At 64.1% G+C, this 12,104-nt stretch carries 11 protein-coding genes; 3 read left to right on the forward strand and 8 right to left on the reverse strand.

Annotated elements, in window-relative coordinates; genetic code table 11:
- Positions 1–359: 359 nt before the first annotated feature.
- The 6 genes from ahcY to GR328_RS11280 form a co-directional block, all read right to left on the reverse strand.
- Positions 360–1,760, reverse strand: coding sequence for an adenosylhomocysteinase (gene ahcY, locus GR328_RS11255; protein WP_160884618.1), 1,401 nt, complete (start codon positions 1,758–1,760; stop codon positions 360–362).
- Positions 1,761–1,877: 117 nt separating this feature from the next.
- A complete protein-coding gene (locus tag GR328_RS11260; RefSeq protein WP_160884619.1) occupies positions 1,878–2,198 on the reverse strand; it encodes an HPr family phosphocarrier protein in 321 nt (106 codons plus the stop codon).
- A gap of 5 nt (positions 2,199–2,203) precedes the next feature.
- Positions 2,204–2,605, reverse strand: a complete 402-nt coding sequence (locus GR328_RS11265; RefSeq protein WP_047188137.1) for a PTS sugar transporter subunit IIA — start codon at positions 2,603–2,605, stop codon at positions 2,204–2,206.
- A gap of 88 nt (positions 2,606–2,693) precedes the next feature.
- Complete coding sequence (locus GR328_RS11270) at positions 2,694–3,149, reverse strand: HPr kinase/phosphorylase (protein WP_160884620.1); 456 nt, start codon at positions 3,147–3,149, stop codon at positions 2,694–2,696.
- Positions 3,146–5,011, reverse strand: a complete 1,866-nt coding sequence (locus GR328_RS11275) for a sensor histidine kinase (RefSeq protein WP_160884621.1) — start codon at positions 5,009–5,011, stop codon at positions 3,146–3,148. The genes GR328_RS11270 and GR328_RS11275 overlap by 4 nt, the downstream gene beginning before the upstream one ends.
- A 177-nt stretch (positions 5,012–5,188) precedes the next feature.
- A complete protein-coding gene (locus tag GR328_RS11280; protein ID WP_160884622.1) occupies positions 5,189–5,887 on the reverse strand; it encodes a response regulator transcription factor in 699 nt (232 codons plus the stop codon).
- Between the two features lie 524 nt (positions 5,888–6,411).
- Between GR328_RS11280 and GR328_RS11285 the strand changes: the two genes are divergently transcribed.
- Complete coding sequence (locus tag GR328_RS11285) at positions 6,412–8,022, forward strand: phosphoenolpyruvate carboxykinase (protein WP_160884623.1); 1,611 nt, start codon at positions 6,412–6,414, stop codon at positions 8,020–8,022.
- Between the two features lie 64 nt (positions 8,023–8,086).
- Positions 8,087–9,181, forward strand: coding sequence for an NAD(P)/FAD-dependent oxidoreductase (locus GR328_RS11290; protein WP_160884624.1), 1,095 nt, complete (start codon positions 8,087–8,089; stop codon positions 9,179–9,181).
- A 193-nt stretch (positions 9,182–9,374) separates the two neighbouring features.
- Here the strand turns inward: GR328_RS11290 and GR328_RS11295 are convergent, their stop codons facing one another.
- Positions 9,375–10,781, reverse strand: a complete 1,407-nt coding sequence (locus GR328_RS11295) for a sodium:proton antiporter (protein WP_160884625.1) — start codon at positions 10,779–10,781, stop codon at positions 9,375–9,377.
- A gap of 166 nt (positions 10,782–10,947) precedes the next feature.
- On the opposite strand from GR328_RS11295, the gene GR328_RS11300 reads away from it, so the two are divergent.
- Positions 10,948–11,739 carry a class II glutamine amidotransferase gene (locus GR328_RS11300; RefSeq protein WP_160884626.1) on the forward strand — a complete coding sequence of 264 codons (792 nt, stop codon included), beginning with the start codon at positions 10,948–10,950 and terminating at the stop codon, positions 11,737–11,739.
- A 15-nt stretch (positions 11,740–11,754) separates the two neighbouring features.
- Here GR328_RS11300 and GR328_RS11305 read toward each other — a convergent pair whose 3' ends face one another.
- Positions 11,755–12,036, reverse strand: coding sequence for a hypothetical protein (locus GR328_RS11305; protein WP_160884627.1), 282 nt, complete (start codon positions 12,034–12,036; stop codon positions 11,755–11,757).
- Between the last annotated feature and the right edge of the window lie 68 nt (positions 12,037–12,104).

Raw genomic sequence — 12,104 nt, forward strand, 5'->3', positions numbered from 1 at the left:
CTCCCGAAGTTGTCCAAGGCCTGCTGCAAGGCCAAATGTGTTCACGCCTCGGGAGCATCGTGAGGGCTCCAGAGGAGATACCGCCTACGCATGAACGGAACTTCCGGCATGGCTTTACGGAAAGCCGCGGTACCGCCGGTCGAATCGCATTCACTCTAGACCACGCTCGACTCCGCCAGGAAGAGGGTTAACGCCGCCTTAATCTTCCTTTGGAGAAGCTGTGAGCAATTGGTGGATGCGTATTGCAATCGCGACACACACATGCCGCTGCGGCATTCTGTCGATTCGAGCGCGGACACCATGAAAAAGCCCGGCGCGACGCCGGGCTTTCAGAGGGCCTTCCGTAGTGGAAGCAGCGATCAGTAACGGTAGTGATCCGGCTTGAACGGGCCGGTTTCGGATACGCCGATATAGGCCGCCTGATCGGGGCGGAGCTTGGTGAGCTTCACGCCGATCTTCTCGAGATGGAGCGAGGCTACCTTCTCGTCCAGGTGCTTGGGCAGGGTGTAGACCTTGCGCTCGTACTTGCCCTGATTCGTGAAGAGCTCGATCTGGGCGAGGGTCTGGTTCGTGAAGGAGGCCGACATTACGAAGGAGGGATGGCCCATGGCGTTGCCGAGGTTCACCAGTCGGCCTTCCGAGAGCAGGATGATGCGGTGCCCGTCAGGGAACTCGATCTCGTCCACCTGCGGCTTGACGTTGTTCCACTTGAGGTTCTTGAGGGCCGCGACCTGGATCTCGTTGTCGAAGTGGCCGATGTTGCAGACGATGGCGCGATCCTTCATCGCGCGCATGTGCTCGATGGTGATCACGTCCTTGTTGCCGGTGGCCGTGACGAAGATGTCGGCGCGGGGAGCGGCGTCCTCCATCGTCGTGACCTCGTAGCCTTCCATGGCGGCCTGGAGCGCGCAGATCGGATCGACTTCCGACACCAGCACGCGGCAGCCGGCCTGACGGAGCGAAGCGGCCGAGCCCTTGCCCACGTCGCCGAAGCCGGCGACCATGGCGACCTTGCCGGCCATCATCACGTCTGTGCCGCGGCGGATGCCGTCGACCAGAGATTCGCGGCAGCCGTAGAGATTGTCGAACTTCGACTTCGTCACGGAGTCGTTCACGTTGATCGCCGGGAAGAGGAGCTTGCCCTCCTTCTCCATGATGTAGAGGCGGTGAACCCCGGTGGTGGTCTCTTCCGACACGCCCTTGATCGCGGCGGCGAGCTCGGCGAACCAGCCCTTCGGCTTTTCCGAGAGCAGGCGCTTGATGAGGGCGAAGAAGACCTCTTCCTCCTCGGAGCCGGGCTTGTCGAGGAAGGCCGCGTCGCCCTGCTCGGCCCGCAGGCCCATGTGGACGAGCATCGTGGCGTCGCCGCCGTCATCGAGAATCATGTTCGGCATGCCGCCGTCGTGCCAGTCGAACAGCTTGGCGGTGAAATCCCAGTACTCCTTCAAGGTCTCGCCCTTGTAGGCGAAGACCGGGATGCCGGCGGCGGCGATGGCGGCGGCGGCGTGGTCCTGGGTGGAGTAGATGTTGCAGGACACCCAGCGGAGGTCGGCGCCGAGAGCCTTCAAGGTCTCGATCAGCACCGCGGTCTGGATGGTCATGTGGAGCGAGCCGGCGATGCGGGCGCCCTTCAGGGGCTGCCTGGACCCGTATTCCTCGCGCACGGCCATGAGGCCCGGCATCTCGGTCTCGGCGATCGAGATCTCCTTCCGGCCGAAATCGGCCAGACCGATGTCTTTGACGATGTAGTCCTGAGCCATGATGGCCTCCTGCACCCGTGGGGTTTCCGTTGGCGCTGTCTCTACCAGAGAGCCGCCCTGGAGGCAATCAAGATATAAAGATGTCTTTATATGTCTCGGCGGCGCCGGAAGGGAGGTTCACTCCTCCTCGCCGAAACGGTTGGCGAGAAGATCGTCGATGGCTTGGAGGCACGCCTGGGCGTCGCGCCCCTTGGCGGTCACGGTAATGGTCGTGCCCTGGGCCGCGGCCAGGGTCAGCAGGCCCATGATAGAGCGCCCGCCCACGGTCTCGCCGCAGCGGGTCACCGTCACGTCGGAGTCGAAGCGCTCCACCGTCTGCACGAACTTGGCCGAGGCACGGGCATGCAGGCCGCGGCGGTTGATGATCGGGAGCTCCCGGACCTCGGCTCCCTCGGGAACAGGAGCAGGGGGGCAATCCTGGTCGAGAGACTGATCCATGGTTCCTATTTTCCCGACAGAACGCGCGAGGCGATGTTGATGTATTTCCGCCCGGCCTCCTGCGCGTGGGAGACCGCGTCGTTCAGGGGCTCCTCATCGCGGACGGAAGCCAGCTTGATGAGCATGGGCAGGTTGATGCCGGCCACCACCTCGACGGAGCCGCCATTCATGCAGGACAGGGCGAGATTCGAGGGCGTGCCCCCGAACATGTCGGTCAGAACCACGACTCCCTGGCCCGAATTGACCCGGCACACGGCGGCCATGATGTCCTTGCGCCGTGTCTCCATGTCGTCATCGGGGCCGATCGTGATCGTCTCAAGCTGCTCCTGAGGGCCCACGACATGCTCAAGCGCGGCTTTGAATTCCGTCGCGAGCTGCCCGTGGGTGACGAGCACCATTCCAATCATAATGTTCCAGGTCCGAATGCTCCGAGAGCGGAGCCGCTATTTTGTGCACCGCGAAGCCAAGCGCAAGAGCATTGAGAGGAAAAGTTCATCACAGTGTCATGACCGTGTCGCAAACACCACTCAGGCGCCCCAGGGCGATGCTCGCGAAACTAGCCCCGGCCCGCATGCGGATGCGAGGGATCATGACGCCGCACAGAACGATATTATCATCCCCGGCCTCCGGGAAGCGTGGAGGGTCTTCGCTCAGGTCGATCACGAGGCGGATCACGGCGGCGGGTTCGTAGGGCTGGCGGGTGATGCCGAGGCCGTGGATCTCCAGGTGACCGGCAAGGGGCTCCACCGGGCTTCCCAAGAGGCGGCCGTGCGCGGCCCGGAGACTGGTCCTGTCGTCGCTAACGAGGCAGCCGAACCGGCCGGCCTGGATCGCATGAAGTACCATCTCGCGCGTCAGCGTCGACTTGCCGGAGCCCGAGCGACCCCGAATCAGGACGCCGGCCTCGCCGATGACGACACAGGACGCGTGGACGGTCTCAGGCGCGCTCAAGGGATTTTCTCTCCTTGGGCTTTTCTCGCCTGCTCCCGCCTTCCGTTCTCTTTCCGTCCCTGGTCCTTCCTGCCCTTCGGGCTCTCCGCCGTGGGGAGGCGGATGATGAAGCGGGCGCCTCGACGGGTCGGCTCGCCGGTCTCGTCGGGCGGGCCGGGACGATTCTCGGCGCGAATGGTGCCGCGGTGAGCCTCCACGATCTGGCGCGAGATGGACAGCCCCAGGCCCGAGTTCTGCCCGAATCCCTGCTCGGGACGATCCGTGTAGAAGCGCTCGAAGATCCGGTCGAGGGCATCCGGCTCGATGCCGGGACCGCTGTCCTCCACGAGGATCTCCACCTCGTTCTTGCGCCGCCGCAGGGTCACGCGCACGGGAGAATCGGGCGGCGAGAAGGAGCGGGCATTGTCGATGAGGTTGTTGAACACCTGCCCGAGGCGGCTGTCGTGGCCCAGCACCATGAAGGCATCGCGGCCGCGCGCGTGGTTTTCAAGGCTGAGCTCGATGAGGGGATCGTGCTCCTGCCGGCGCTCGTTGGCCACCGACACCACCGCCTCCAGCAGGCGCGCCATGTCAACCGGCTCCGCATCGGCGCGGGCGAGTTCCGCGTCGAGGCGCGAGGCGTCGGAAATGTCGCTGATAAGGCGGTCGAGACGCCGCACGTCGTGCTGGATGATCGACATGAGCCGCCCGCGGGATTCGTCGCTGCGGGCGAGCGGCAGCGTCTCCACGGCACTGCGAAGAGAGGTGAGGGGGTTCTTCAGCTCGTGCGCCACGTCCGCCGCGAAGCTCTCGATGGCGTCGATGCGGTTGTAGAGCGCCTTCGTCATGTCGCGCAGCGCGCCGGAGAGGTGGCCGATCTCGTCGGAGCGGTTGGTGAAATCAGGGATCTCCTGGCGGGACTTGGTGCCCCAGCGGACGCGCTCGGCCGCTTCCGCGAGGCGGCGGACGGGGCCTGCGATCGCACCCGCCAGGAAGAGCGAGAGAACGATCATGACCAAAGCCGCCACCAGGAAGACCTGGAGCAGGGCGAAGCGCTCGGAGGCGATGATGGCGTCGATGTCGCCTTCCTGGGTGGAGAGCAGCAGCACGCCCTGGACGGTGCGGAAGCGCTGGACCGGAACCGCCACGGACACGATGGTCTCACCACGCGTGTTCACGCGTACCACGCTCGACTGCTGGCCCGCGAAGGCCTGCTGCACTTCAGGCAGGGTCTTTCCGTTGACGGGGCCGGCCTCCTCCTTCACGGGCCGTTTCGTGCGCCGGAACATCTTGCGGACGCTGTTCCAGGTACGCTCGATGAAGCTTGCGGTGTCTTCCACGTTTCCCACCGGCGGCAGATCCATGCGCAGAATGTCGCCGCGGGAGTAGAAGTTGCGGGAATCGAGCAGGAGCATGCCGTCCCTGTCGAAGATGCGGGCGCGGGTCTGCGTGGGCGTCACGAGACGTCGCAGCAGAGGCGCCACCCGCTCCGGATTGATGGAGAATTCCAGCGAGGAGAGGCCCTCGTCGTGCAGGCGCTCCGTCTCGCCGGCCTGCATCTGCAGGAGCTGGTCGGGATCGAGGGTGATGGTGTTGGTTTCCACCGTCGCGGAGCTGGCGATGGCGCCAGCGATGATCTCTCCCTGGGTAAGCAGGCTTTGCACCCGGGCCTCGATGAGGCCTTCGCGGAACTGGTTGAGGTAGAGAAAGCCCACAAGCAAGGCTACGAGGCCGGCGAGATTGAGCACCACGATGCGCCGCGTCAGGCTCGATGAGGCGCGCTGGGAGAGCATGCGGCCGAAATGCCTCAGCCGTGCCAGGATGCCGCGAGGAGCGGGCGGATCGTCTGTCGCCGCCTCGGTGTGGATGGGATCAGCCTTCATGCCACTCATTCAGTCGCGACCTGCGAGCCCGTCCCGGAACATGGCCTTCTTTCCTGGTTGTCCTTTGCCGCCATGGGGCAGGCATCCCGGCCCATGGGGCGGAAAAGCGGATCCGGTTTTCGCCGGTGCGAGCCCTCGGCCCCGCCTCGAACGCCTTCCATGTCCGATGCTCCGGGATCAGGCTTCCTTAAAGCGATAACCCACACCGTACAGGGTCTCGATCATTTCGAAACTCGGGTCAACCGCTTTGAACTTCTTGCGCAGGCGCTTGATGTGGCTGTCGATGGTGCGATCGTCGACATAGACCTGGTCGTCATAGGCCGCGTCCATGAGGGCATTGCGGCTTTTCACCACCCCGGGACGGGTGGCGAGCGCCTGCAGGATCAGGAACTCGGTGACCGTGAGGGTGACAGGCTCGCCCTTCCACGTGCAGGCGTGGCGCTCCGGGTCCATCTTGAGCTGGCCGCGCTCCAGGGCTTTCGGGTCCGTTTCCTTGGGCGTGCTCTGGTCCTTGGGCGCGAAGCGGCGCAGCACCGCCTTTACGCGCTCCACTAGGAGACGCTGGGAGAAAGGTTTCCGGATGAAGTCGTCCGCCCCCATTTTCAGGCCGAACAACTCGTCGATCTCCTCGTCCTTGGAGGTCAGGAAGATCACGGGCAGGTCCGACTTCTGGCGCAGGCGGCGCAGAAGCTCCATACCATCCATGCGCGGCATCTTGATGTCGAAGATGGCAAGATCCGGAGGTGCATGCTTCAGGCCGTCGAGGGCGGATGCCCCGTCGGTATAGGTCTGAATGCGGTAGCCTTCTGCCTCAAGGGCAATCGAAACGGAGGTCAGGATGTTGCGATCGTCGTCGACAAGAGCGATCGTGGGCATGAACTCTTCCCTATCTTACACGGACGATGGTCGCGTGACGTATCGTTCGATAAACGCAGACGGCCATAAATCGTGCCCAACTGCGCCTTACTAGTGGCATAAATATGGTTGCCCAGAGCCCGAGACCAGGAATGGGCCACCCGATAGTGGTATTTAGGGAGCGTCGGTTCAACGGGGAATGAACAAGGCAGGAGCTCGCCAGACTCCATCCGGCCGCATTTGAAGGGGCGGGCCCGGAGACTTCAAGCCTTGCACGAGACGCCGGTCACCCGTCAGTTCTCCCAAAGAGTCGCAGCGAATGCGAAAAAAAATCCGCGCACGCCATGGCGTGCGCCCTAGCCCTCTCCAAAATAGAATGTCATGGAATGCCTCGGTTGACGGCTTGGCTGTCTGACCTAAACATCCTTGGTTCAGGCGGTTTCGCCGGTAAGTGACACTGGCACCATCTGAATGTAACATTGTAACGGCCATCGGAAAGCGGCGTTTCCGACCGCACGACGATCGGCGACCAGGAGAAGTCTTCCGTGGATAACATCGGCGTCTTCAACAGCGCTCAAGGCGCGGAGGTCATCGGCTTCCGCAATCTCAAGAAAGTCTACTGGAACCTCGAAGCTCCCGCACTCTATGAGCATTCCCTCATCCGGGGCGAAACCAAGCTCGTGAAGGGAGGCGCGCTCCTGGCCGAGACCGGCGTGCATACGGGCCGCTCGCCCAAGGACAAGTTTGTGGTGCGCGACGGGACCACAGAGAGTACGGTCTGGTGGGACAACAACGGCTCCATCACGCCTGCGAATTTCGATGCGCTCCTGCACGACTTCCTGGAGCATGCGAAAGGCAAGGAGCTGTTCGCCCAGGATCTCTACGGCGGCGCCGATCCCGCCTTCCGGGTCAAGGCGCGGGTCTTCACGGAGTTCGCTTGGCACTCCCTGTTCATCCGCAATCTTCTGATCCGCCCGGAGAGGGGCGAGTTGAAGGATTATGTTCCTGGTCTGACCATCATCGACCTGCCGTCCTTCAAGGCGGATCCGGCTCGTCACGGCTGCCGCTCCGAGACGGTGATCGCCTGCGACTTCGCCCGCAAGATCGTGCTCATCGGCGGCACGTCCTATGCAGGCGAGATGAAGAAGTCGGTCTTCACCTATCTCAATTACGTGCTCCCGGCCGAGCATGTCATGCCCATGCACTGCTCGGCGAATGTCGGCAGCGCCAACGACGTGGCCGTGTTCTTCGGCCTTTCCGGCACTGGCAAGACGACGCTCTCCGCCGATCCGAACCGCACGCTCCTCGGTGACGACGAGCACGGCTGGGGCCCGAACGGCGTATTCAATTTCGAAGGCGGCTGCTACGCCAAGACGATCCGCCTGTCCCGCGAGGCCGAGCCCGAGATCTTCGCCACCACCGAGCGCTTCGGCACGGTGCTGGAGAACGTGACCATCGATCCGATCACGCGCATTCCCGATTTCGACGACGCCTCGCGCACCGAGAACACGCGCTGCGCCTATCCGCTCGACTTCATCCCCAATGCGAGTTCCACGGGGCGTGCTGGCATCCCGAAGAACATCGTGATGCTCACCTGCGACGCGTTCGGCGTGCTGCCGCCCATCGCCAAGCTTACTCCGGCCGAAGCCATGTATCACTTCCTCTCGGGCTACACCGCGAAGGTGGCGGGCACCGAGAAGGGGGTGAAGGATCCGGAAGCCACCTTCTCCACCTGCTTCGGCGCGCCCTTCATGCCGCGCCACCCGTCCGAGTACGGCAACCTTTTGCGCGACCTCATCGCCAAGCATCATGTGGACTGCTGGCTCGTCAATACGGGCTGGACCGGCGGCAAGTACGGCGTCGGCCGCCGGATGCCGATCCGCGTTACGCGCCGCCTGCTCACCGCAGCGCTCGAAGGTTCGCTCTCCCGCGCCGATTTCCGCCGCGATCCCTATTTTGGCTTTGCGGTGCCGACCTCGGTGCCCGGCGTCGAGCCGCACATCCTGTATCCGGTCAAGACTTGGGCCGACAAGGCGGAGTTCGCCGAGACCGCGAAGCGCCTGATCGCCATGTTCAACGAGAACTTCAAGCGCTTCGAGGGCCATGTCGATTCCGACGTGCGCTCCGCAGGGCCGCAGATGTCGATCGCAGCCTGAGGGCAGTAAACAGGATAGCAGGAGCGGCGGCTTTCGGGCCGCCGTTTCGCATTGGAGGGGGTGAATGGACGTACTCGTCATCGGTGCCGGCGTGGTGGGGCTCGCCATTGCGCGCGCGCTCAGCCAGCGCGGCCACAGCGTCATCGTCGCGGAAAAGACGGGCGGGATCGGCAACGGCGTCTCCTCGCGCAACAGCGAAGTGATCCATGCGGGCATGTACTATCCGGCCGAGTCGTTGCGCGCGCGACACTGCGTGAAGGGGCGGCGGTTGCTCTATGCCTTCTGCGAGAGCCACGGCGTGCCACATAGAAAATGCGGAAAGCTGATCGTTGCGACGAATGATCTCGAGCAGGCGAAGATCGAGGGCATCTATGAGCAGGGCATCGCCAACGGCGTCGAGGGACTTTCCTTCCTGACGGGCGACGAGGCAACGGCTCTGGAGCCGAACCTCTTCTGCACCGGTGCGGTTCTCTCGCGCGAGACCGGCATCGTCGATTCTCATGCGCTGATGCTGGCCCTCCAGGGCGATCTGGAAGCCGCAGGCGGCGTGATCGCCTTCCACGCGTCCGTCGAGCGGATCGCGCAAGATGGAACGCGGTGGAACGTTCAGGTGGGAGGGGCTGAGCCCGCGGAGATCCCTGTCGATGCGGTCGTCAACGCGGCCGGACTGGGCGCGCAGGCGCTGGCGCGGGCAACGGAAGGCTATGCGCCGGAGCGTGTGCCGTCGCTCGTGCTCGCCAAGGGCAATTACTTCGGCTGCCTCGGCAGGCCCGCCTTCTCGCGCCTGATCTATCCCGCACCAGTGGATGGCGGATTGGGTACGCATGTGACGCTGGACCTCGCCGGACGCATGCGCTTCGGGCCCGACGTGGAATGGATCGACCGCGAGATCTACGAGGTCGATCCGGGGCGCGCGGAAAGCTTCTATGCCTCGATCCGCCGCTACTGGCCGGGATTGCCCGACGGTGCCCTGGTGCCGGACTATTCGGGAATTCGCCCGAAGCTCACGGGCCCCGGCGAGAAGGCTGCGGATTTCATGATCGACGGGCCGGAGGAGCATGGGCTTTCCGGCCTCGTGCATCTCTTCGGCATCGAGAGCCCGGGGCTCACCTCTTGCCTGGCGCTGGCGGAGGACGTGACGGAACGGCTGGACGCCTGAAGCGGCTTGTGTTCTCAAGTCATCACCGACCTCCGTGCCGGTGATCCCGCTTCGGTGAAGCGCCGCGCGTCTCTGTCATGGCCGGGCCTGTCCCGGCCATGACAGAGAAGGGGATCGCCGTCCCACGCCACCTCACCCTCCCCCCTGCAAGCGGAGAGAGGCATGCGCCTGATCCGACGTGCGATCCGGCGCTTTACCCCCGGAAGAACAGAAGCGTCGTCACGAAGAAGATCGGCACCAGGATTCCGCCCGACCACAGGAGATAGCCGAAGAAGCTCGGCATCTTCACACCGCCCTGGCGGGCAATCGCATAGACCATGAAGTTGGGCGCGTTGCCGATATACGAGTTCGCCCCCATGAACACGGCGCCCGCCGAGACGGCGGCGAGGGTCAGCGCCCCCGTGGTCATCAGCGCCTGCGGCTCGCCGCCAGCGAGTTCGAAGAACACCAGGTAGGTCGGTGCATTGTCCAGGAACGAGGACAGGCCTCCCGTGAGCCAGAAATAGGCGGCGTTGTTGGGGCTGCCGTCAGGATTCGTGACCAGGGCGACGAGGGGCGCGAAGGCGCCGTCAGCCCCCGCCTTGAGCATGGCGAGCACTGGAATGATGGTGATGAAGATGCCCGCGAAGAGCTTCGCCACTTCCTGAATTGGCCCCCAGGAGAAGCCGTTCTCGGCGCGGTTCGCCTTCGGCGTGAGCTTCAGGGAGATGATCGTCACCGCGATCATGATCGCGTCGCGCAGCGCATTGGCGAGCTCGATCTCGGAGCCCAGCACGGTGATGCGGCCGAGATCCGCAGTGGCGCTCATGAGGATTGCGGCGATGATGATGAAGATCAAAAGAAAGTTGATGCCGCCCGTCACGCGGACCGGGTTGTCGGGCGTCGGATCGGGAAAGACGTGGCCCTCCTTCCTGTAGATCACCGTATCGACCGCGAAGAAAAGCACGAGCAGAAGACCGGCCACGAAGAGCGTCTCGGAAAGGAGATGGGTGGTCGTCCAGAAGAAATCGACGCCTCGCAGGAAGCCGAGGAAGAGCGGCGGATCGCCGAGCGGCGTGAGCGATCCGCCCACGTTCGACACCAGGAAGATGAAGAAAACGAAGACGTGGACGTTGTGCTTGCGGTCGTCGTTGGCGCGCAGCATGGGCCGGATCATCACCATGGAGGCGCCGGTGGTGCCGATGAAGCTCGCCAGAACCGTGCCGATGGCAAGAAGCACCGTGTTCGTGCCCGGAGAGCCATGGAGATTTCCGCGCACCAGGATGCCGCCGGCTACCGTGAAGAGGGCGAGCAGCAGCAGGATGAAGGGAACGTACTCGAGAAGCGCCGTATGGGTGAGCGCGTGGAGCGCCGTGGTCGGACCGAGGAGGGCGGCCATGGGCACGAGCACCAGCAGGCCCCACAGGGCTGCGATCTTGCCCTGATGATGCTCCCAGAAATGGAGCGCCGTCAGCGGGAAAAGGGCGATGGAGAGCAGGATGCCGGCGAAGGGCAGAGCCCAGGCGAAGCCCAGGGCTGCGCCGTCGAGTTCGGCCGCGAAGGCCGCTTGCGGCAGCATGGTGAGGGCGGCTGCGAGGGCCGCGCACGGAATGCGATGCATGTGTCGATTTCCCCCTCGCCGGGTTCCCGGCAGGCTTGCGATGTTGGGAACCCGTTTAAGGGAAGGCGCGCAGGGCCGCAACGGTGGGGCCGTTAACTGGCTGTTCACCATGATCGAGCGAGAGTAAAACACAATTACAAAGATCTGCCGCAGGGTTGTGGAGCCAATGTGCCGCTTTCTTGCCTACCGGGGAGAACCGATCTTCCTCGACGAACTTGTCTGTGCTCCGGCTCATTCGCTGGTTCATCAATCGCTTCATGCGGCCGAAGCCAAGACCGGAACGAACGGCGACGGCTTCGGGATCGGCTGGTACGGGGAACGCAGGGAGCCTGGCATCTATCGGGAGGTGCGTCCCGCCTGGTCGGACGAGAACCTGAGAAGTCTGTGCGGGCAGGTGCGCTCCGGTCTCTTCTTCGCTCATGTTCGGGCCTCCACCGGAACCTCCACCACGCGAGCCAATTGCCATCCCTTCGCGCAGGGTCGCCATCTCTTCATGCACAACGGCCAGATCGGCGGCTACTTGCGGATCAAGCGCCGGCTCGAGGCCCTGATCCCGGACGAGCTCTACGAGCGCCGCCAGGGCACCACCGATTCGGAGGCGCTCTTCCTCGTAGCGCTGGCCAATGGTTTGGCCGAGGAGCCCGTATCGGCCATGGCGCAAACTTTGAAGCAGGTGCGCAGGCTCATGGACGAGGCGCAGATCGAGGAGCCTCTGCGCTTTACCGCCGCCTTCACCGACGGCGAAAACCTGTGGGCCTACCGCTGGGCCTGCGACGGCAAACCGCCGACGCTCTACTTCCGCGAGGAGGGGAGCAACCTGCTCGTGGTCTCGGAGCCTATCGACGACAAGACGAAGGGCTGGCGCGAAGTGCCGAAGGGTTGCAGCGTCGTGGCGCGGGCAGGCCAGCCGGTGGCCATGTACTGCCTCAACGAGGCCATGGCCCGGATCGCGGCGTAACTTTTCATCCAAGCATCAGTTCAGGGAACTGGCGGCTCCCGACAGAAGCGGCAGGAGCGCACCCTTGAGCGCTTCCATCTGCCGTTGGGTCTCCGTCCGGGCGTTGTCCGCATCGGGATTGACGAGCGCGCGCAGACGCGCGTTCTCCGCAGCGAGGCGGTCGTTCTCGGCCATGAGGATCGCCACTTTCTCCTCGGCGATCCGCAGACGGGTCTGCGCCTCGTTGCGCTCCTGCTCCCGCAATTGCACCCGGTCGCGCCACAGGCGGACCGCAACCGTTTCGGTTTCCTCGATCATGATCGGTCCCTCGCATGGGCGCGTGAAAAAGCCGCTTGCCGGTTCTGAAGAGGCGGCGGACAGAGCAA

Origin of the sequence: Microvirga makkahensis (assembly GCF_009830105.1) — a bacterium.
Taxonomy (GTDB): Bacteria; Pseudomonadota; Alphaproteobacteria; order Rhizobiales; family Beijerinckiaceae; genus Microvirga; species Microvirga makkahensis.